Source organism: Myxacorys chilensis (assembly GCF_059505265.1).
The window spans coordinates 1-20,879 of the sequence record NZ_JCACKG010000065.1 but is presented as its reverse complement, the minus strand read 5'-3'; the positions used below and the strand labels follow the sequence as shown (position 1 = coordinate 20,879).

Genomic DNA, 20,879 nt, shown 5'->3' with positions numbered 1-20,879 from the left:
GGCTTGCGGTTGTTTTCTTCTGTTCTCTCAACTTAACCCGCAACTTGGATTACTAACAATATGGGCGATCCTGAAGGGTGACTACTGGCGAATGGATTCCATAAAACACCCGGATACGCGACCTATAGAGGCGTCCTTAGCTACACTAGACCCCAGATTAATAAGTGTCGAACCTGTTAATAATGGTCAACTCGCTGATAGCGCGGCGGGTTGTTCAAACTGATGTGAAGGAATCTCTAACGATTGAATGAAGCCTCATGATCCTTTTGCGATTTCCCTTCTCCCCTCTTGAATATCGATTAAGATTAGCTTGAAAGTTCCTACATTAGGTCTTATGCGTCGTCGCTCTTCTTCAGCTACAAGCCGGTACTTCTTAGCTCGGTTGCGTCCATTGGGGCGTCCGATTTTTTGGGGACCCGCGATCGCGCTGTTACTCTTACTCCTATTCACATGGGATTGGTGGACACGCCCGGAAGGGTCAGTCCAGGGAGAGCGTTCTGACGAAGAGTTGGCGTTGCGAGAAGAGCAAGCGATCGGGGCAGACATTGATTCGCTGCCCGTTCTAATCAATGATATTGGCATCAAGTCAGAGACCAATAAAGCCAAACCAAACCAGCCTACGCTGCCCCAGCCAGCAGGAACGAATGCACCTAAGACGCCAGCTACCCCAGCTAACACATCTACTGGACTAGTGACAACTCAATCTACGCTAGGGCAACCTGGAATTTTTGGCGCTTTCAACAATGGGTTGGCCGATCGATACGGACAGGTGAATGCAGGACAAAGTAGCGCGATTAGCGCAGAGCGCAACTCTATAGGAACCGCTCAACCAAGCGGCTTAGGAAGTGGGTCTGCAACGCTACCTACGGGTTTCACACCAACAAGTTCCACAAAAAGCCCTCTTCAAGAGGCCATGACTCGTCTTTATGCAACCCCTTCACCCGTTACGCCGACGGACGTGAATCAGCCCACTCAAGGCGTGAATCAGGCACCTATTCCGGTTGAAGGAACAACTCGCTTAGACAATCCAGGATTAGACAGTCCAGGAATCGATGCGACAAAGCCAACAACCCCCGTCGGGAACGCCTACACCAATTTGGTTGAAGGGTCTCAACCCTATTCTCCACCTGCAAATTATCCGGCTACCGTAGCGCCCCCTGTGATCTCTCCCTCAGTCGGACCCAACAGTAATCTGCCTCCTCTCAATTTGGCGAATCCTGTAGGACAGCCTACTGTACCCACGCAATCCAATCCTGTCGGCTCGGTCTACAGAGCTCCAGCATCGTTGCCAGAGCTGAAGGAACAGCCTTTCTCCGCTCCCCGTCGAATTCCAGGACGCGCGATCGGTGGCGGCAATATCAACACATTCTCTAATCCTTAAGTTCAATCGAAAGTTCAATCGAAACCGAAGAGATGCCATCGTTGTTCTACACACGGACAAAGGAAGCTCTCTTCGGTTTCGATTGCGGTTTAGAAATGCCGGATGATCGCTTCCGCAAATTCTGAACACTTAAGGGGAGGATCAACGGGCGGTTCCATCAGGCGCGCGAGATCGTAGGTGACCTCCCCTTGCGCGATCGCGGCTGCCAATCCTTTTTTAATCAGATCTGCCGCTTCTTGCCAGCCCAGATATTCCAGCATCATCACGCCCGACAAGATCACCGAGCCAGGATTGACGCGATCGCGCCCCGCATGTTTGGGAGCCGTGCCGTGAGTCGCTTCAAAAATAGCGCTCGAATCGCCAATGTTCGCGCCTGGAGCCATGCCTAATCCACCTGCGATCGCGGCGGCAGCATCGGACAGGTAATCGCCATTTAGATTCATCGTCGCCAAAATCGAGTATTCATCAGGGCGCGTTTGAATTTGTTGGAAGATACTATCGGCGATCCGATCGTTGACCATCACTTTTTCTTTCCACTGCCCGTTGCCATGACTTTCCCAAATGGTGTCTAAAACTGCCTTTACCTCCGCGCAAATCGTGTCTCGCTTATCGGGCGTCATCGACTCGTAGCCTGGATCGATTTCGCGGGCGTTCTCTTCGATTGTTAGATCCCGATGGCGCTCTTTGTTGCTCAAAATCCACGACTCGCGCTCAGTCACGCAGTCCGCTCGAAATTCTGATGTCACCAATTCGTAGCCCCAATCGCGGAAGGCTCCTTCGGTGTACTTCATAATGTTGCCTTTATGCACCAGTGTTACCAATTGCTTATGCTTGGGCAACCGGAGTGCATGTTGCATTGCCCGTCGCACTAAGCGCTGAGAACCCTTTTTGCTGATTGGCTTAATCCCGATGCCCGAATCGAGGGGAATCTGTTTTTTGCCGTGTTCGGGCGTACCGGGGATCAGATCTTCATTGAGCAGTTTGATGATGCGATCGCAGGTCTCGGTGCCCTGTTTCCACTCAATGCCGAGATAAATATCTTCGGTATTCTCCCGGTAAACAATCAAATCTAGCTTTTCAGGACTTTTGTGAGGCGAAGGCACGCCCGAATAGTACTTGCACGGGCGAACGCAGGCGTACAGATCAAAAATTTGACGGAGGGCAACGTTGAGCGATCGAATGCCCCCGCCGATCGGCGTGGTCAACGGACCTTTGATCGCTACCCCAAACTCGCGAATTGCGGCTAAGGTATCTTCTGGCAAATACTGATAGGTGCCATACACCTCGCACGCTTCATCTCCGGCATACACTTTAAACCAAGAAATCTTCCGCTTGTCGCCATAAGCCTGCTTAACCGCCGCATCAAACACGCGCTCGGAAGCGGGCCATAGGTCAATCCCCGTCCCATCCCCTCGAATAAACGGAATAATTGGATTGTCCGGCACAATCGGCTCCCCGTCTTTAAACGTAATCGGTGAACCAACTTGGGGAGGTGTAATCTTTTCGTACATAAGTGTCGAATAGGATCGTGGGTATGCTTTGGTAGGCTACCAAACTTTGTGGATTTCCTGTGTAGCAGAATTGATAGCTAGTTCCTTGCCGCTGAAACTAACTGCAAACGGAAAGGTTTGATTTACCATGATGAGGGGCATTCTTCAAACCCCTTGGATCGAAGAATAGGCAAGGTGAATTGAAGCGATGGGCTACTCAAAACTGCTCGGAGATGTAGATGAAGAAGATTTTAGTAGTCGATGATGATATGACGCTCCGAACGGCATTGACGCGCTACTTAGAAAAGCGGGGTTACGCGGTTCAAAAAGCGGCTTGCGGCACTGAAGCGCTCCTGTGCTTTGAGCAAGATCCGCCGGATCTGATTGTCTCGGATGTGATTATGCCAGAAATGGACGGATTCGAGTTTTGCCGCCGCCTCCGCGCCATTCGGACAGGTCAACTGACTCCGTTCATTTTTCTGTCAAGCCGAGGGGACATTGAAGATCGCGTGCAAGGACACTCGATTGGTGCAGACGACTATTTGATCAAACCGTTTGAGCCACGAGAACTTTTGGCGAAAATTGAGGCGCAGTTAGAGCGATCGCGCCGCGTGCATTCCGAGATCATTCGGCTGATGCAGCAAACGGATCGTCTGCCCGAACCTCAAGCGGCGAGTCCTGAGCCGCTTCCGCTAACTCCCGCCGAAGAAAAAGTTTTTTGGGAAGTGATTCAAGGCTATACCAACAAGCAGATTGGCGATCACTTGTTCGTCAGTCCTCGCACCGTGCAAACCCATCTGAGTAATATTTTGAGCAAGCTCCAGTTAGAGAATCGCTCTCAGCTTGTGCGTTATGCCTTTGAGCAAGGCTACAAGCTGCCGACCGAAACTCTTGCACCGAAAGAAGCCGTCGATTCATGAGTGCTGGAGTCTATACCCTTGAAGCCTTGAAAGCCGCGATCGCAGCTGATCCCGCTCGGTGGCGTCCGCTTGTGGTCACGAACGGCTGCTTTGACTTACTCCACGTCGGGCATGTGCGATACTTAAGCACCGCCAAGCAGTTTGGACGTGCCCTCGTTGTAGGCGTGAATAGCGATCGCTCGGTTCAAGCGATCAAACCACAAGCACCCGGAGCGCCCCCGCGCCCGATTGTCTTAGAGGCGGAACGGGCAGAAGTTTTAGCCGCCCTCAAATCCGTCGATGGCGTCGTGATTTTTTCGGAATCGACTGCCTGTGAACTCGTTCAGGCGCTTCAGCCCGATGTTTACGCTAAAGGTGGAGACTACACCCTAGACACGCTGCCCGAAGCGGCAATTGTTCAAGCGTATGGCGGGCAGGTTAGACTAGTTCAGATCGAGATCCCTAGTTCCACGAGCAAAATCATTACTCAAATTTTGTCGAGTCGAGAGAACGAATGAGGGATGATGGAGTAGAGCAATTCAGTCTAAATCATTCCTAATTCTCCTTGATGGCCTTTAGCATGAATAGTTTCATGACAAATTTAGAAACATCAACATCTTTCAATGTTCCCGATAGCCTCACTGCCCTGCAAGTTAAGTTGCGCTCAGAGCCAGAAAAAACTCAGCTACAGCTTGTGAGCGATCTTGTAGCGGAAGGTGAGGCGGGCTTTGTTGTACTGATGGATTTCTTGCAGGAGCGTCGCGCCGCCGGAGCTTTAGGACGAGTGGACGCCAAAATTTATCAAGAGCTTTACAATACCCAATCTCCAACGGTTCTCACCTTTCTTCAGCAGCAGTTTCCGACGGGAACTGTGGTATTAAGAAGCGATCGCGGTATCGACTACGCTCCTCTTCAGCACTGTCTTGTGAAACAAGCGTTCGAGGAAGCCGATCGAGTGACGATTCAAAAAATGTGTGAATTGGCAGGAGAGGCGGCTATGCAGCGTAAATGGCTATATTTCACCGAGGTTGAGCAGTTTCCAGTAGCCGATTTACAAACGATCGACGCCTTGTGGCTCGCTCATTCTGATGGTAAATTTGGGTTCTCAACCCAGCGAGAAATTTGGTTGAGCCTGAATAAAAACTGGGAAAAACTTTGGGCTAAAATTGGCTGGAAATCGGGAAACAGTTGGACTCGTTACCCCGGAGAATTTAATTGGACTCTGGACGCTCCAAAAGGGCATTTACCTCTATCCAATCAACTCAGAGGAGTGCGGGTGATGGCATCTCTCATGGCCCACCCAGCGTGGATAAAAGAGAAGAATTAACGCAGTCTACATAATTCAGCCTTGATTTCGACACTCAAATTGGAGCGAGTAAAGAGAAGAACCTTAATTCAACCCAACAAAAAAATTAAGGTTCCGTAATCTCACAAGGACAAATAGGCGTGCAACTCCTATATTTCCGTAATCTTTCTTGTCTAAGAACGTTGATTCAGCCTAGTGCCAGGGCAATCTTTGTATAACAACAGGCGGTTTTGTAATTCTTTACAGAATTAACCGCTTATAGACGAGTTCTTTTTACGAGGAATAGGGGTTGTAATGCGAATCCCTGACAGGCTATTTTGTCGGTTAGATGGTCTAACAGTTGAGGCACGAGAACAGCAGCGTCTGTCTGTGCTGATGGGCCTAGGCTTATTAGAGCCTGAAACTGTACCAATTTTTGAAGAGGCGGCTCAGACGGCGGCCCACTTTCTCAATGCTCCCATTTGCCTCTTGACGTTAATGGATCAAGAGCGTCTGTGGTTTAAATCCGCCGTTGGGCTGTCTCGTCTGGGCTTGATGAATGATTTAGCCCTGTCGCGCCAAGTGCCCCGCGAGGACTCGTTCTGCGTCAATGTAGTTGACAGCCATCAAATTCTTGCGATCGACGATACATTCGCTGATCCAGCATTTGCCAACAGTCTGTTGGTGCAGTACGGCATTCGGGCTTATCTAGGAGCGCCTTTGCTCACAGCAAGCGGCAAGTGCGTGGGTACTCTAGCCGTCTTTGATCTATCGCCGCGCAATTTCACAGAAAAAGATGCTGAGTTCTTAATGCTCACAGCGCGATTGAGCATGAGTGAATATGAGCGACAGCACGCTCTGAAAACTGACGACAACAGATCTACAAAAACGCAAAATGCCTTGTCGATCGCGCCAACTAGCTCCGTCAAATTTGAACTCCTCGCTCACCTCACGCAAGAACTCCGCACCCCTTTAACCTCAGTGATGGGAATGGCAAGCGTTCTCAATCGCGAGATTTATGGACCGCTCACCAGTAAGCAAAAAGAATATTTAGATATCATTCATCACAGCGGGCAATACCTTTTATCCTTAGTGAAAGAAATCTTGGAACTCTCCCAGCTTGATGACAGCAACAGAAGGTTAAATCTGTCATCTGTGAATGTTGAAATGCTATGTCAGCAGGCGATTAGTTCGTTAGAGCAAGCTGCCAATCGTCGGGAGCAGCAGATTTGTCTCTCGGTCGAACCGGGAACGCGGCTTTGGCTGCTTGATAAAGAGAAAATTCGTCAGATGCTATATCACCTGATTTTCAGCGTGATTCAAGCCTCGAATGCAGGTAGCATTATTCGGCTTCATGTGTCTCACAAAAGTAGCGGACTCCGGTTTACGGTGTGGGCGTCTCATCCGTGTTTGGGTGATGGAGCAGGATATGCTGACAGCTATGTATCATCCTCTCTGATGAGTTTAGAATACGCTGGTAATGGCAACGGCAGTCGCAGTGCGGTTTCTAGCTTGATTCCTGTGACAACAATTGTTGATTCTGAGATGGATTTGGAGGTTCCCGGTGCAGAAGATTTGCGTAAGAATTTGGGCTTGCTTCTCAGCCGTCAATTAGCTGAACTGCATGGTGGACAAATCTTAATTCAAGGCGTCTCAGAACCGGGCTATCGCTACGTGATTACAATTCCTAGGCTTAATCAAAATTCCTAAGCAAATTAAATTGAATCTCATCAAATTGAACAACTGGTGTAGTGCACGATCGCCGCGATCGTAGATTCATTACACTAGGTTCACCATAAAATAGAATCACTAATACGCCTCTTATCGAAGTCTCGACCCGTCTAGGCTGCATTCAACTACAAACAATTGCCAAGCAATTCTTTCGGAGCACCGCCCTGCCTTAATCGCAGCAGTTTCTACAGATACATCTGTAGAAACTGCTGTACGAACTACGCCCTACAACTGACATTTTCGCGGATAATGACCCTAGCCTAATTCTGCCTTGGGCAATGGTGTTTTGAAGCATGGAAATCCGCGTATGAATTCCGTTTGGCAACAGGTGACTTTGGCATCTCTGCCGCTGCACCAGTGGCGAGGAGCGAGTTATCTGCATCGCATAGTTGGGTCGTTACGATCGTGGCGCAAACAAAGTTTTCTCATGCAGTGGGCAGACCCCATCGGCGCGGGAATTCTCAGTGCCCTGATTATAGTTACGCCGTTTGTTTCAACTGAGCTGATCGGTTGGCTACTGGGCGCGTGTGCGGCGTATTGGGTTTTGTTGACCGTAACTGACGACCCTTCTGAAGGACACCTTAGATTAGGGCTAACGCCGATTCATCTGCCGCTCGCGCTCTTTTGGGGCGTTGCTGCTGTTTCTGCTGCCGTGGCGCAGGGTAGAGCCATTAAAGTAGCGGCATTTATTGGGTTGGCAAAGCTGAGCTTATATTTACTGCTGTTTGCGCTGATGGCGAGAGTGTTGCGATCGCCAAGGCTGCGATCGTGGCTGATCGGCGTCTATCTTCACGTGGCGCTGATTGTGAGCGGCTATGGATTACGGCAATGGTTTTTTGGGGCCGATGCGCTAGCAACGTGGGTCGATCCAGAATCTCCATTGGCAAAAACGACGCGGGTGTATAGCTTTCTAGGCAATCCGAATCTATTGGCAGCCTACTTAATTCCCGCGATCGCGCTTAGCATGGTTGCTATCTTTGCTTGGCGCGGTTGGTTGCCCAAAGCGCTGGCGGTGATTATGACGATCGCGAATACAGCCTGTCTGCTCCTGACTCAGAGCCGCGGCGGTTGGATTGGACTGGCACTGATGGCACTAGTTCTGTTTGTCATGCTGCACTACTGGTGGAGTCCATACTTGCCCAAGTTCTGGCGATATTCTGCACTGCCAATTCTCTTTTTAGGCTTGGCGAGTGTGCTAGTCCTGGGCGTGATCTTCGTGCCAGCCTTTCGGTATCGAGTCGCCAGCATTTTTGCCGGGAGTGGTGATAGTAGCAATGCATTTCGACTGAATGTGTGGGCAGCCGTTTGGCAAATGATTCAGGACTATCCAATTCTAGGAATTGGTCCTGGCGATCAGGTGTTCAAGAAAGTTTATCCCCTCTATCAACGCCCTCGCTTTACTGCCCTCAGCGCCTATTCCATTTTGCTAGAAGTGACGGTTGAAATGGGCTTTATTGGGCTATTTGCCTTTGTGTGGCTGCTGTTAGTGGCGTTTAATCAAGGGGCAGTGCAACTGAAGCGGCTAAGAGAACTCGACAACCGTGATGCCTTTTGGTTGATCGGAGCCGTGGCGCTTGTTGCTGGCATGGTTGGACATGGGTTAGTCGATACAGTCTGGTATCGACCAAGTGTCAATGTTCTGTGGTGGTTTGGGCTTGCTTTAGTTGCAAGCTTTTATACGTACCAGCAGCAGCTTTCTCGGTCAGAGGACTTTAATAGTTGAAGTAAATCAATAGTTGATAGTAAATTGTTTCGCGCAATACACTTGGAGACCTCCTTAATGAGAATTTAGGGGGTCTTTTCCTTTGAGAATGAACAGGTCGAATCATCAAGGATAGAATCGTCTGGGCGGCAAGCTCAAGAGAGAGTCTGCCAGGTCTGCTCGATCAATTGACTGAGCCACCGCCGCTGTTGACCTTCGAGGAGGCTGTCGTCCGTTAAGACTTCGACCATCAATTCTTCTAGAGACTGCCCGTTTGCCCGCGCTTGCCGAACCACAGCTACGATCGCCGCGGCTACCAACTCCTCCGTCACGGGTTCTTGACGGAAATTAACTAGTTCTTCGGGGGTCGCTGGGATGGGATAATTCATGGCAGGATTGAGCAGTATTAAAGCGTCGGAGCATTATGAGTAACGTTGTAACGTTCTTTAACTTGAGATCGTATTAGGAGTATCTCGGATTTTAAAATTCTGTCAACCTCTCTATTTCAGTAATCGTTTCGGAGTTTAGCCCCCTCAGATGAAAGAAATTCTTTACATCGAAGTTCCCACTCCCGACTCAGAATCGGTGATGGCTTGGTTACAAACTGAGTATCAACCGGAGCGCGGTGAGAAGATAGCTACGGCAGCAGGCTGTCGAGTTCAGTTCTCAGGGGGGACAGCGTCGCAAATTCCACCGTCCATTCCCGAACTTCCAATCCCCGAACTTTCAATCTTTGTATGGTCGGTTCAGCGGACGACGTATCTCAAAGTGTTTCGATGGGCAGACCAGGCGATCGCCGGTGAAAATTGGATTCTCAAGAATTTGATTTCTGATATTAGAGCATACTTTCCGCAAATCTACCCAGAACCGCCAAAAATTGATCTTTCTCAACAAACAATTTTTGAAGCCCTGGAACAGGACTATCCTCAAACCGTCCATTTCTTCAAAAAGATTCCTAACGGAGAATATGATTTAACTCGCGTGTATTGGTGGGAACAGCGCTGGCGTGAAGGCGTGCAACATCCGCAGCAACCAAAACAGGTTATCTTTGCAGGAAATTCCTCCGCTGATCCAATACAGCCCCCGCCCTCCTTCGACCTCATTTATATTGGCGGCGCACTTGGTATTATTCACGCGGCTGTAATGGCAAAGCTGGGCTATCGCGTGCTGCTGCTAGAGCGCTTGCCCTTCGGACGGATGAATCGAGAATGGAACATTTCTCGCAGCGAGTTCCAAAGTTTAATTGATCTGGGATTATTCACGCCTGCCGAGTTCGATCGCGTGATTGCTCGTGAGTATGTAGATGGCTTTCATAAATTCTTTGATGCAAATAATCCGCCGCAAGCCAAAGCGCCCATTCTCCATACCCCAACCGTTCTTAATATCGCGATCGATGCTGAAAAACTTCTCAAGCTCTGCGGCGAGAAACTGCGCGAGTGCGGCGGCGAAATTTGGGACGAAACTGAATTTCAACGGGCAGACGTTGGCGAAGATCAGGTCACGATTGAGGCAACTCACTTACCGAGCGGCACAGACCGTCAGGTTATAGGACGGTTACTCGTTGATGCGATGGGAACCGCGTCCCCCATTGCTTGGCAATTGAATGGTGGACGAGCCTTTGATAGCGTCTGCCCAACCGTAGGCGCTGTCATCGAAGATGGATTTGAGGCGGGGGTCTGGGATGCACAGTTTGGAGATGTTCTGAATAGCCACGGCGACATTTCTCGCGGACGGCAACTGATTTGGGAACTGTTCCCAGCGTATGAAAAAGAACTGACGTTTTATCTGTTTCACTATCATCAAGCCCATCCGGAGAATCCGGGGTCGTTACTGGAGATGTACGAAGATTTCTTCTCGATTCTGCCGGAGTATCGACGCTGTGACATGGAAAAGCTGACGTGGAAGAAAGCGACGTTTGGCTACATTCCGGGTCATTTTAGTGTGGGCAGCCGCGATCGCACGATTGCTTTTGATCGGTTGATTGCAATCGGGGATGCCGCTTCGCTGCAATCTCCCCTAGTGTTCACGGGATTTGGGTCGCTAGTTCGCAACTTGTCTCGGTTGACTCACTTGCTAGATACTGCCTTAAAGCACGACTTGCTGAAGGCAAATCACCTCAACCAAATTCGCGCCTACCAGAGCAATGTCTCTGTAACGTGGATGTTCTCTAAAGGAATGATGGTTCCGACGGGTCAGATCTTGCCTCCAGCGCGAATTAATTCGATGCTCAACACGTTCTTCGGTGTGCTGGCAACTCAACCGCCTGCGATCGCAGATGCCTTTATTAAAGATCGAGTCACATGGTTGCGGTTTAACCGTATGGCCCTAATCGCCGCTCGCAAAAATCCTGCCTTAATGCTGTGGATCTGGCAAATGGCAGGCGCAAAAGATCTACTGCGCTGGTTTGGGAACTATCTTGATTTTGGCATGAATGCTTTTCTGAGTTGGCTACTAAGCGGTTGGTTGCCCGGATTGCTCTCTCAAGTGCAACCTTGGCTGGAACCAAGATTTCCGAGGTTATGGCTTTGGTTGTTGGCACAAAGCTATGCCCTCACTTACGGAATGGGCAAACCTCAGGCCATGCCAAAGCCCAATTTGCTTCAGCGCATTCAGCGAGTTGAAGAACCTTTGGCAATGCGGAATTCTTAGGGATGCCTGCGCCATATTTTGCAAAGAGGGACGCTAACGCAAAAAGGATGACTGATGTTACGGAAGCTCTTGAGTGATCGGCAGCGTCAGGACAAATCGAGTCTGATTTGATTCGCTCTCCACTCGGATTTGACCCTTAAGCGCGATCGCGAGACGCTTGACCAAGGCTAAGCCTAATCCGAAGCCGCTCCATCCTTCATCGTTGGCGCTGCGGTAGAACGGCTCAAAAATCTGCATCTGCTCAGCGCTCGACAGTTCGGTTCCGGTGTTGCTCACCGACAGTTCTAGCTGCCCGTCGTGAGCCTGCGCCGCTACCTGAATCACATGTTCTGGCGGCGTGAATTGACAGGCGTTCTTGAGCAACTCCGTCAAAAGGCGATCGAGCGTTGGCGAATGCACCGCGATCGCAGACAAGTCATCGGCAATCCAGGAGTTGAGAAACTGCTGCTTGCGTTTCGCCTGCTCCTGAAAGCGATTCACGACCTCCGGTAGCCAGAGTTGTAGGTAGAGCGAGTGGCTGGGCAGCGCTTGCGCTAACGCAGCAGTGCTTTGAAAATCAAGCAAATTATTGACGAGTTCACATTCGTCCTGCCACTCTTGCTGCAAAATCTGTAAATAACGGTCGAACTTGCCCCACAACGCCTCTGTTGCGTCTGGATGCATGGCCTGAAGACTGCTTGTTTTCAACAATTGAGCAATGCGCTGCACCATTTCTACAGCCATCCGCATATTGGTGAGGGGCGTTCTCAACTCTCGCGATAGGGCTTGAAGAAACTCATCTTTCAGAACGTTGAGGCTTTGCAGTTCTCTCACTTGAGCTTGCGCCGCTTGGTGTCGTTGTGTCTGGTAGAGTGCGATCGCGGCTTGGTTGACCGTTTGAGCAATCAACTCTCCTTGCAACGCGGACTGAGCCGACAAATGACGAATTACGATGCCAATTTCCCCAATCACGCGCTGGTCATCTTGAATCGGACACACGATCAGTTGAGACTTGGCATCGAGAAACGATTGGTACAGCTCCGGTAAAACCTCAGGCGATGGATTGATCCAAAATTGATGCTGCATCAGCCGGAGATAGAAGCGTGAAAAGTCTTCTAAACAGATCTGCTCTCCGATCGCAGAGCGCTTAGATCCTCTATCAGTAGGACGATGCTCGTAGGCAATAGTGGCAAAGCGCTGATCAGCATCCTGCAATGCTACCCAGCAATACTCCACGTCCAACACCTGTCCCACCTCTTGCAGCAGCAGATGCAGCACCGAATCGCGGCTCACCGATCTCGACGTAGAGTTAAAGGATGACTCTTCGCTTTGAGATGCAAACCGCTCTAACACCCGCTTCAGTAGTTGAGTACAGGCAATGGCTTGCTGAAGTTGCACAGTTTGCTCCCAGAGTTGAGCGGTTAGCTGGTCTTGAGACTGTTCTAGAACCTGATTTTGCTTTTGCAGGGTCTGCTCTTGACATCGGCGATCGCTGATATCTTGAAACACCATCACTCCCCCGATAATCTCACCTTTACGGTTGCGAATTGGAGAGGCACTATCGCCAACGGGATGAACAGACCCATCGCGCGATCGCAGCAGTGCTCGGCTAGGCAACGTAATTGTATCGCCTTGACACAATGCTGCCAAAATTGGATTGTCGATCGCGGCTCCGGTATCTTCATCCACGAGGTCTAGCACCTGAGATGCAAAGGCTCCTAAGGCCTGCTCCTGCGTCCATCCCGTCAGAATTTCGGCAGTGGGATTTAGAAAGGCAACAAAGCCATCGATATCGGTTGCGATCGTGGCATCTCCAATGCTAATTAAGGTCGTTGCATACCATTGCTGCACCGCTTTGAGGGCTTGCTCTAGCTGATGTCGCCGCAGCGCAATTTGAATTGTAGAATTTAGATCGACTTCTTGAAAGGGTTTGACCAGATAGCCAAAGGGTGAAGTTTCAGTTGCGCGGCGGAGAGTGTGTTGGTCAGCATGGGCGGTTAAGTAAACGACCGGAACATCCAGTTGCAAATACAGATATTCGGCGGCAGATACGCCGTCCAGGCTGCTTCCTTGAAGACAGATGTCCATCAAGACCAGATCAGGCGGCTGGTCTAACGCATACTGAAATGCCTCTTTTGCTGTCGTTGCAATGCCGACCACATGATGTCCAAGCTTGTACAGAGCTTCTTGCACATGCCAAGCGACGACCCGTTCGTCTTCTACAATCAGAATTTTTGCCGCTTTCAATGCTTAACTAATCCTGATACAAATCTTTCAGCATTGTAGGGCGAGTCGGCCACGTTCACGCACCATTGAATGTAACTTTAAACCGGGTTTTAGCGGTTTTCTCGACTTCAACTTCGCCTTGAATCTGATTGACTAATGCATTGACAAGGCGCAATCCCATCGACTGAATTGTCTGTAGCTCAAAGGTGTCGGGTAAGCAATTGCCGTCATTTTCAACGATTAGACAAACGCGACTGTCCCGATCAGGCTCCAAAGAATCGGCGTCGATTGCTGTCGCCAGCCCGCCCGCTGGCCGGCTTAAGGTTAATGTCACCCGCACTTCCCCTTGCTGCTCGTCGGTGAAGCCGTGCTTTAAAGCGTTAGTCATCAGTTCATTGAGAATTAGGCCACAAGGAATGGCACGATCTAAACTGACTACGACGCCTTTTTCGACGCTGACGTTAAGTTTGACGAGTTCTGGCTGAATTCGATAGGTATTAAAAAGGCTGGCTGTAAGGGTTTGAATATACTCTGACAGATTGATTCGGGCGAAGTTTTGAGAGCGGTATAAACTGTCGTGTACGAGTGCCATAGAGCTAATTCGACTTTGGCTCTCTTCAAAGATTTGACGTGCTGCTGGGTCAGCAATTCGCTGCGCTTGTAGGTAAATCAGACTTGAGATGATTTGTAGATTGTTTTTGACTCGGTGATGAATTTCTTTGAGCAGCGCTTCTTTCTCGCTGAGAGAGGCTCTAATCTGCGCTTCGGCAAGTTTTTGTTTGGTAATGTCTTCGATCGTGCCTGTGTGCCCGACAAATTCGCCTTGGTCGGTCAAGATTGGTGCGGTGTGAATATGAATCCACCGGAGTTCTCCTTGGGGGGGCTGAACCCGAAATTCGCTGTTGTGTTGGTGTCCGGCTAGAGCATCGGAGAGCCAGTCGGCCATCACGCGATCGCGATCTTGAGCGTAGATAAATCGAGTCCATCCGTCTCCTAAGCTTTCTTCGGCAGTGCAGCCTGTGATGTCTTGTCCACGCCGATTAAGGTAAATACATTGCCCTTGACGATCGCAGGTAAAAAGTCCAACAGGCAGGCAAACGCTGAGTGCTCGCCAATATTCTTCATGAATAGGAGGGGCCAGCACCGCAGCTTGGCTAGAATCGCCATGGACGGATTGATTGATGACACTAACTTGCTCTGATAGGCTCACAACTGTCTGATCCAGCCGCTCTAACTGTTGTGCAAGCTGCGAGTTGTGAACCTCTAAAGGAAGACTAAGAGTTTGCTCAAAAGATCTGAGTTGGGCTTGAAGAGCTTGAACGTGAGTCGCCAACTCGGCGTAATTCAATGCCATTGCGCTCCGTTGCTAAAGGGCAAAACGTAGGTAGAACGTTCGTTAATACTGTCCTAATCAGTTTATTTTCGCGCTAATAGAAAATTCTAGAATCACCCGATTGAATGAAAAGATTCCTTAGATACCCTGACAATACTCAGCTGTGAGAAGGATACATCAAAGCCGCAGGTAGTAAGGCAGTTGATCCAGGCGTGAGTGAGATGGCACTATACGAGTCTGAAAAACGCACTATTAACCCTATAAAAGATCACCCTTCGAGCAAGATTATTTTTATTTAAGTAAATACCTTATAGGATGGCGTTTTGAAATTTGCTGGTAGGCAGCTTGACAAGTCACATCGATGCGTCCAACACGCTTTTGCTCGGTGGAGGGGTGTGTATTGCAGGAATGTCCGTTTTCGGTCGCCTTGGGCTACTCGATCCCCCAGAACCGTATCAACTTCATCCTTGATTAAAAGGTTAGTCTTGAAAACGCTACAGGCGGGCTTCAATTAATGGCTGACCTGTCAGACTGAACGGGCGAACTTCAGTAATTTTGACCTCTACTAGTTTGCCTTTCAAGTCATTAATATTCCCCTCAAAAAAGGTGAGGCGATTGCCGCGAGTGCGTCCCATCACTTGTGTAGGGTCTTTAGAGTTTTGATCTTCAACCAAAATTTCTTCAATGCGTCCAGCGTAGCGCTGCGATCGCTCTGATGCCTGCACCGAGACCAAATGGTTCAGTCGTTGCAATCGATCCGCTTTCACCTCTTCAGAAAGTTGGCTCTGCCAAATGGCGGCAGGCGTTCCCGGACGAGGAGAGTAGGCGGCAGTGTTGACTAAATCGAAGCCGATATCTTCAACCAGTTTGAGGGTGTTCTCGAATTGGGCTTCTGTTTCACCGGGAAATCCTACGATCGCATCCGCGCTAATTGACGCATCAGGCATATACTCACGAATCGTTCCAATGATCCGCCGATAGCGATCGTGGGTGTAGCCCCGCGCCATCGCCTTGAGAACGTCGTTGTCTCCCGACTGAAACGGAATGTGGAAGTGTTCGCACACTTTTGGCAGTTCAGCACAGGCGCGGATCAGCCGTTCGGTAAAGTAGCGGGGATGACTGGTGGCGAAACGGATGCGATCGATACCCGGAACATCATGCACAAAGTAGAGCAAATCTGTAAACGTGTTCAAGCGACGACCTTCGGGCGTTACACCCGGAAGATCTCGACCATACGCATCAATATTCTGACCCAATAAAGTGATTTCTTTATAGCCTTGCCGTCCAAGCTCCTCAACTTCAGCCCGAATCATTTCAGGTGTGCGAGACTGCTCAACTCCGCGAACGCTAGGAACAACGCAATAAGTACAGCGTTCATTACAGCCATAAATTACATTCACCCAGGCGGTCACTTTGCTGTCGCGTCTGGGCTTGGTAATGTCTTCAATAATGTGAATTGGGTCAGTGGCAACGACTTGATTTCCGCTAAACACTTGTTCCAATAAATCTTGGAGTTGATTCGCGTGTTGAGGACCCATTACCAAATCGAGTTCTGGGACGCGGCGTAAGAGCGATTCGCCTTCCTGCTGGGCCACACATCCAGCCACAACCAGCGTTAAGTCTGGATTTTCCTGCTTTCGCCGTGCTTGTCTACCTAAGTAGGAATACACTTTCTGCTCTGCATTGTCTCGAATCGTGCAGGTGTTGTAGAGGATGAGATCTGCATCGTTGGGTTCTTCTACTGATTGGAAGCCCATGGTTTCGAGAATGCCCGCCATGCGTTCGGAGTCAGCTTTGTTCATCTGGCAGCCGAAGGTGGTGATGTGGTAGCGACGGGGAGAAGCAGTCATGGTTTGCAGCAAGTGACAGGATTAAGACTCGACTTCCTATTTTAGGCTGAGTTACAAAGTTTTGTAGAACGGGAAAGATTTACGGCACAACAAGTTTTCATAAGCTTATTTTGGTCGTTGGTCGAAAGAATTGAGGTGGTTAACGGGAAGCGATCGCGACCTAGCACGAAGCACTCTCACCTTCGATTTAGTCTTCGCTGGTGGTTTAGAACGAGTTTCTCGTAGATACCAACGAATAAAACTTTGACTGGTTACCCCCATTGACACCGAAAGAACCAAGATAAATAGAGGAAGAGGTATCCAGGTTGTTGATGAGAGAAGGAGAACGCTATAGACCAGACCTGCACTGAAAAGGGATACCACTATTCCAACTCCCCACCGAAGGCGGCTGTCTTTAAGTGTTGAGCGGAGTGTTAGAAGTCCTGATAAAAGTCCATTGAGAAAGCCTAGACCTAAGCCAAGAGATCCTCCCATAATGGCTGCAAGAACCATATTGAGGGCAACAATTCTCAGATCACTAGAGTAAGAAGATGAAAATTTTGCATAGGTTGAAAATAAGACAGCGCTGACGGAAGCGCCAACGGTACTAAAGCGCCAAATAGCATTCCAAAGAACCCGTTCTTTCGTTAGTGCGGGAGCAGGTTTGCGATCGCTTCTCTGAAGTTTGGCAGACCGATTCGTTGGCGCAAGTGGAACGGGTTCTACTGAGTTCTCTTCTTGAATTTTTTCTAGTGATTGCTGAGGTATTTTCAAATCATTTTTCGATGCGATTTTCCGGCTTTCTCGGAGATACCAGGTTGCGATCGCTTGACTCGCCATGCCCATTGCTGCATCTAAAGTAAGGGTAGTCAGCAGCACTCCCGGAATCCGAAACCAAGATGAGAAAAAGAGGCTGAGGATAGTCACCATTACGGCTGCACTGAAAACGGTGGCGGCAAAACCTACAGTAAGTCGATAAAGGCGAGGCTGACGTGCAGATGAGAAGAAGCGCTTTGTCAGATAAGCGATCAGTAGACCATTGAAAAATCCCAGCCCTAAACTAAGTCCTCCAAATAAGCTTGTTGATGCTGCAATCCAGCCAATCACATTAAGGAGAGATCTGCCGAAACCGTAACCATATGGAATTCTTAGGAGAAGTACAGAAACGACCCCAGCGATCGCACCCCACGTACTGCTACGCCAAATTGCATTCCAGAAGAGTCGGTCGGTTGTTATTTGAGGTGTGGTTGTAGGGTTGGTGGGTGCGATCGCACCCAATTTCTGAGATCTAATTTCTCCGTCTCGTAATGCCTCTAATGCCAATTGAGCCGATCCTAAACGGTTCTCTAAACTCGGCTCTATTAACCATTCCAACCAATCTAAAAATGGTTCACTTAGCGTTGCAAAAGGTCTAAATTGCAGTTGTAAATTGTGTTGCGGTAAGTCGGCGGGATGTTTGCCCGTCGTCAAGTAAATCAACGTTGCGCCCAAACTGTAGAGGTCAGATGCAGGAGTTGCCCGTCCGCCATATTGTTCGGGAGGCATATAGCCGTAAGTTCCAACGACGGTAATCGTTCCGCCTTCCTGCGCGACTAAGGTTTGAACTGAGCCAAAATCCACAAGATAGACTCGTCCGACGTGATGACCTGTGCGATCGCTCAGCAGAATATTACTGGGCTTAATGTCGCGGTGAATCACCGTCGGGTGCTGAGTGTGCAGATACCCCAGAATATCAAGCAGCGATTCTGCTAACTGCTTCACTTCAGTTTCGGTAAACGATCGCCCCGCTTTGAGGTGTTGGTCTAGAGATTTTGCATCGATGTAGCTTTGAACGATCGCAAAGCCCCTCGTGGTTGCAGTTTCGATCTCGAAGTAGTCGAGGTATTTGGGAATGGCGGGGTGATCTAGCGATCGCAGTGTTTCTGCTTCACGCTCAAACAATTTGAGATCATCCCATTCAAAATCGACGCCAAATGTAAGCAGCTTGATCACAACCTGTTCTTGCGTTTCTAAATCTCGTGCAAGAACAGTTTGCCGCCCAGCTTTTTTGCCAAGCTGACCTTCAACCTGGTAGCGATTTTGCAGAAGTTCCATTCCGATATCCTTCGTTTAGAACTCTTTACGCTAGCTTTAACTAAGAATACGGAAAATTGTTTGAAAAAAAGTAATAAGTTTCTGAACTACTCTAATATTGTTGAGCGATTCTGAATTAGTCAGGACTTACGCACTGAGCGACATCACGACACTGACCTAAATAACACTGAACTAATACTTAACCACAGGAACAACATTTCGCGCGACAGAAGCAACATTCGCTACGGCAGAAGCAACATTCCTCACGACGGAAGCAAGGTTCGTTACCACAGAAGCAACATTCGCTACGACAGAAGCAACATTCCTCGCGACGGAAACAACATTCCTCAAGACGGAAGCAACATTCGGTACCACCACAGGAACTCTGTTTGTAAAGACCTACGGATGCACCGCAGCATCTGCAACGCTTTTTGTAAATCCTGTTAGTGAGCGAGAAACACCTGTTTTAAGACATCGAACCTAGAGCAATCCCAATAATCGATGTGAGAAACAATTAATTGATCTTCATTCGTTCGCAACTCACTTGATCCATCGATCGAAATGCGAGGGTTCCACGGTAAAGCAACATTCCAACTCAATGTCCAGCGAGTTTTGATTTCGTCTCCACTCTCTTCAATGCTGTGCAATTCAAACTTAGTGTCGATAAACCAACGCTCAATAAATCCAATCATTTTCTTATAGCGCTCAACTCCTCGAAACTGATTGAGCGGGTCTTTGAAAAACACGTCTTGGGCATAAATGCTATACGTCTGATTCGCTGGAAATCGAGCATAATCGTCGCGTAGAGTCTGAAGAAGAGCCATAAACAAAAATAACCTTACCTGAAGCAATAGCGCAGGCGATCCGTGCTTTTATTTAGAGTACCTTTCACTCGGGACAATCTCATCAGAAATTGAGTGTAGTAATCAAAGCACGGGCAATGCTGAGGCGAACACCTTTAGTGCAGGGAACCTGTGCGCTGACAGCCGGGCTAAATCTGAAAATAGGCGGAATCTTTCCGCCTATCCATCCACATGAGCGTACTATACAGAAAGATTCTGCCTATCTACCTGATTTAGGGTGTTATGCGGAAACCAGCTGCCTATTCGCTCGTTTCGGTGTGATATGCAGAAAATTTCTCTCTAAAAAGAAGTTAGACAGCTTTGGGTTATCTGTTGCGGTAGTTCTTTGAGTCTGTTGGTTAGAACTGGAGTTTAGACTAAATTGAATTTTCCACTATCTGGAGTGACCTGGAAAAATTAGGAAACGCTGCATATAGCGTATTTTTTGAATTAGTCTAAACTCCAATTAGAAGGAGCAGTTTAATTTCTTTGAATAATCTGAAATTGGACTATTTTATTAAGTTTTTACGCGATAGAGTGGAAATTTAAACACTGTATGCTAAGTAGTTCTCGCTTCACAAGATTGATCGCTTCCATTGGTTTAATCGGAGTTCTTCTATTCCTTATTTTCGGAAGCTCGATTAAAAAGCACGTTGAGGAAAAAGTTTTTGATTCTACATATCAATTTTTCCTCATCACGATTGTGGGTGGGGGAGTTTCTTTAGTATATGAAGCCTATCGTCGGGAACGGGAGTCGAGAGAACGCCAGAGAGAAATTCAACGTAATCTTCGTTCAAATTTAATCTCTAGCTACAATAGTGCAAAACAAATAAGACGACTACTTCGGGCGAAAGCAGTTCGTATAGATTTAGATACACGCAGAGAGATTGTTCTCGGAGAGGAGTATAGCAAACAACTTGATAAACTTATCGAAGCTCAACTATCCTTTGAGCTCGCAGTTCAAGTAGTCAAGAGTGAGCCTGAGTTGTTTGTAGATTCTGGTTCTGGTGATACTGCTCCTGATTTAGCGGCGAAGTTAGAATCAGTTGAGGACTACTTAAACGAGATCATTAACGAATATGAAAAATCTTACAAAACTTTTACCGGCGATCCAGCCATAAAAGATTTTTCTGAGCTGCCTAAATTGCGTGAATTTATTGGTCCGTTTAGTGAGGCAAATGAGCTTAAGGAACGTGTTGTTGCTCCCTTCTATAAAGCCCTCGAAATAATAAGCAAGGTGATTCAAATTCAATGATTTCCCTCAAGAATGCAACAAACTGTCTAGCTGTCTAACAATCGCGCTGCACCGGAACTATTGATATGGTTGGTTGTGTTTCAAAAGCCAGCTGAGTCCGGTGAGCGCGGCCGTTACTGCGTCAGACCCAAACGCCAAAGTTAAGTCTTAGGGTCGTGTTCTAGACGTGTGGATTTTGCGATACTGGAGGAGTGTGGTTTCAGCA

General features: G+C 48.6%; 15 protein-coding genes. 8 read left to right on the top strand and 7 right to left on the bottom strand.

The window, feature by feature from the left end; translation table 11 throughout:
• The first annotated feature begins 334 nt into the window (after window positions 1-334).
• A complete protein-coding gene (locus AC5JLB_RS03665) occupies window positions 335-1,381 on the top strand; it encodes a hypothetical protein (protein WP_495872502.1) in 1,047 nt (348 codons plus the stop codon).
• 89 nt (window positions 1,382-1,470) lie between these two features.
• On the opposite strand, the gene AC5JLB_RS03660 is transcribed toward AC5JLB_RS03665, so the two are convergent.
• The gene (locus AC5JLB_RS03660) at window positions 1,471-2,892 is read right to left on the bottom strand and encodes an NADP-dependent isocitrate dehydrogenase (RefSeq protein ID WP_495872501.1); all 1,422 of its coding nucleotides are present in this window, start codon (window positions 2,890-2,892) and stop codon (window positions 1,471-1,473) included.
• Window positions 2,893-3,110: 218 nt separating this feature from the next.
• On the opposite strand from AC5JLB_RS03660, the gene AC5JLB_RS03655 reads away from it, so the two are divergent.
• From AC5JLB_RS03655 to AC5JLB_RS03635, 5 genes are all read left to right on the top strand, one after another.
• Complete coding sequence (locus tag AC5JLB_RS03655; protein ID WP_495872500.1) at window positions 3,111-3,791, top strand: response regulator transcription factor; 681 nt, start codon at window positions 3,111-3,113, stop codon at window positions 3,789-3,791.
• Complete coding sequence (locus AC5JLB_RS03650; protein ID WP_495872499.1) at window positions 3,788-4,288, top strand: adenylyltransferase/cytidyltransferase family protein; 501 nt, start codon at window positions 3,788-3,790, stop codon at window positions 4,286-4,288. The genes AC5JLB_RS03655 and AC5JLB_RS03650 overlap by 4 nt, the downstream gene beginning before the upstream one ends.
• Before the next feature lie 74 nt (window positions 4,289-4,362).
• Entirely contained in the window at window positions 4,363-5,097 is a 735-nt protein-coding gene (locus tag AC5JLB_RS03645) for a GUN4 N-terminal ARM-like repeat domain-containing protein (protein ID WP_495872498.1), read from the top strand.
• A 273-nt stretch (window positions 5,098-5,370) separates the two neighbouring features.
• Window positions 5,371-6,765 carry a GAF domain-containing sensor histidine kinase gene (locus AC5JLB_RS03640; protein WP_495872497.1) on the top strand — a complete coding sequence of 465 codons (1,395 nt, stop codon included), beginning with the start codon at window positions 5,371-5,373 and terminating at the stop codon, window positions 6,763-6,765.
• A 328-nt stretch (window positions 6,766-7,093) separates the two neighbouring features.
• On the top strand, window positions 7,094-8,509 hold the full coding sequence (locus AC5JLB_RS03635) for an IctB family putative bicarbonate transporter (protein ID WP_495872496.1): 1,416 nt from the start codon (window positions 7,094-7,096) through the stop codon (window positions 8,507-8,509).
• A gap of 134 nt (window positions 8,510-8,643) precedes the next feature.
• Here AC5JLB_RS03635 and AC5JLB_RS03630 read toward each other — a convergent pair whose 3' ends face one another.
• Entirely contained in the window at window positions 8,644-8,877 is a 234-nt protein-coding gene (locus tag AC5JLB_RS03630) for a hypothetical protein (RefSeq protein ID WP_495872495.1), read from the bottom strand.
• A gap of 148 nt (window positions 8,878-9,025) precedes the next feature.
• Between AC5JLB_RS03630 and AC5JLB_RS03625 the strand changes: the two genes are divergently transcribed.
• Window positions 9,026-11,137, top strand: coding sequence for an NAD(P)/FAD-dependent oxidoreductase (locus AC5JLB_RS03625; protein ID WP_495872494.1), 2,112 nt, complete (start codon window positions 9,026-9,028; stop codon window positions 11,135-11,137).
• A 57-nt stretch (window positions 11,138-11,194) separates the two neighbouring features.
• Here AC5JLB_RS03625 and AC5JLB_RS03620 read toward each other — a convergent pair whose 3' ends face one another.
• The 5 genes from AC5JLB_RS03620 to AC5JLB_RS03600 all read right to left on the bottom strand — a co-directional run bounded on the left by AC5JLB_RS03620 (window position 11,195) and on the right by AC5JLB_RS03600 (window position 19,401).
• Entirely contained in the window at window positions 11,195-13,363 is a 2,169-nt protein-coding gene (locus tag AC5JLB_RS03620; protein WP_495872493.1) for an ATP-binding protein, read from the bottom strand.
• Between the two features lie 55 nt (window positions 13,364-13,418).
• On the bottom strand, window positions 13,419-14,696 hold the full coding sequence (locus AC5JLB_RS03615; RefSeq protein WP_495872492.1) for a sensor histidine kinase: 1,278 nt from the start codon (window positions 14,694-14,696) through the stop codon (window positions 13,419-13,421).
• 473 nt (window positions 14,697-15,169) lie between these two features.
• Entirely contained in the window at window positions 15,170-16,525 is a 1,356-nt protein-coding gene (miaB, locus tag AC5JLB_RS03610) for a tRNA (N6-isopentenyl adenosine(37)-C2)-methylthiotransferase MiaB (protein ID WP_495872491.1), read from the bottom strand.
• 105 nt (window positions 16,526-16,630) lie between these two features.
• The gene (locus tag AC5JLB_RS03605; RefSeq protein ID WP_495872490.1) at window positions 16,631-18,598 is read right to left on the bottom strand and encodes a serine/threonine protein kinase; all 1,968 of its coding nucleotides are present in this window, start codon (window positions 18,596-18,598) and stop codon (window positions 16,631-16,633) included.
• A gap of 422 nt (window positions 18,599-19,020) precedes the next feature.
• Window positions 19,021-19,401: a C6orf136 family protein gene (locus AC5JLB_RS03600; RefSeq protein WP_495872489.1), complete on the bottom strand. Its 381-nt coding sequence runs from the start codon at window positions 19,399-19,401 to the stop codon at window positions 19,021-19,023.
• Between the two features lie 574 nt (window positions 19,402-19,975).
• On the opposite strand from AC5JLB_RS03600, the gene AC5JLB_RS03595 reads away from it, so the two are divergent.
• A complete protein-coding gene (locus AC5JLB_RS03595; RefSeq protein ID WP_495872488.1) occupies window positions 19,976-20,674 on the top strand; it encodes a hypothetical protein in 699 nt (232 codons plus the stop codon).
• Window positions 20,675-20,879 lie beyond the last annotated feature (205 nt).

What these genes read in the sequence shown, in the direction of transcription:
- AC5JLB_RS03665 (WP_495872502.1), top strand. Translation starts at nt 335, where the DNA reads ATGCGTCGTCGCTCTTCTTCAGCTACAAGCCGGTACTTCTTAGCTCGG.
- AC5JLB_RS03660 (WP_495872501.1), bottom strand. Translation starts at nt 2,892, where the DNA reads ATGTACGAAAAGATTACACCTCCCCAAGTTGGTTCACCGATTACGTTT.
- AC5JLB_RS03655 (WP_495872500.1), top strand. Translation starts at nt 3,111, where the DNA reads ATGAAGAAGATTTTAGTAGTCGATGATGATATGACGCTCCGAACGGCA.
- AC5JLB_RS03650 (WP_495872499.1), top strand. Translation starts at nt 3,788, where the DNA reads ATGAGTGCTGGAGTCTATACCCTTGAAGCCTTGAAAGCCGCGATCGCA.
- AC5JLB_RS03645 (WP_495872498.1), top strand. Translation starts at nt 4,363, where the DNA reads ATGACAAATTTAGAAACATCAACATCTTTCAATGTTCCCGATAGCCTC.
- AC5JLB_RS03640 (WP_495872497.1), top strand. Translation starts at nt 5,371, where the DNA reads ATGCGAATCCCTGACAGGCTATTTTGTCGGTTAGATGGTCTAACAGTT.
- AC5JLB_RS03635 (WP_495872496.1), top strand. Translation starts at nt 7,094, where the DNA reads ATGAATTCCGTTTGGCAACAGGTGACTTTGGCATCTCTGCCGCTGCAC.
- AC5JLB_RS03630 (WP_495872495.1), bottom strand. Translation starts at nt 8,877, where the DNA reads ATGAATTATCCCATCCCAGCGACCCCCGAAGAACTAGTTAATTTCCGT.
- AC5JLB_RS03625 (WP_495872494.1), top strand. Translation starts at nt 9,026, where the DNA reads ATGAAAGAAATTCTTTACATCGAAGTTCCCACTCCCGACTCAGAATCG.
- AC5JLB_RS03615 (WP_495872492.1), bottom strand. Translation starts at nt 14,696, where the DNA reads ATGGCATTGAATTACGCCGAGTTGGCGACTCACGTTCAAGCTCTTCAA.
- miaB (WP_495872491.1), bottom strand. Translation starts at nt 16,525, where the DNA reads ATGACTGCTTCTCCCCGTCGCTACCACATCACCACCTTCGGCTGCCAG.
- AC5JLB_RS03605 (WP_495872490.1), bottom strand. Translation starts at nt 18,598, where the DNA reads ATGGAACTTCTGCAAAATCGCTACCAGGTTGAAGGTCAGCTTGGCAAA.
- AC5JLB_RS03600 (WP_495872489.1), bottom strand. Translation starts at nt 19,401, where the DNA reads ATGGCTCTTCTTCAGACTCTACGCGACGATTATGCTCGATTTCCAGCG.
- AC5JLB_RS03595 (WP_495872488.1), top strand. Translation starts at nt 19,976, where the DNA reads ATGCTAAGTAGTTCTCGCTTCACAAGATTGATCGCTTCCATTGGTTTA.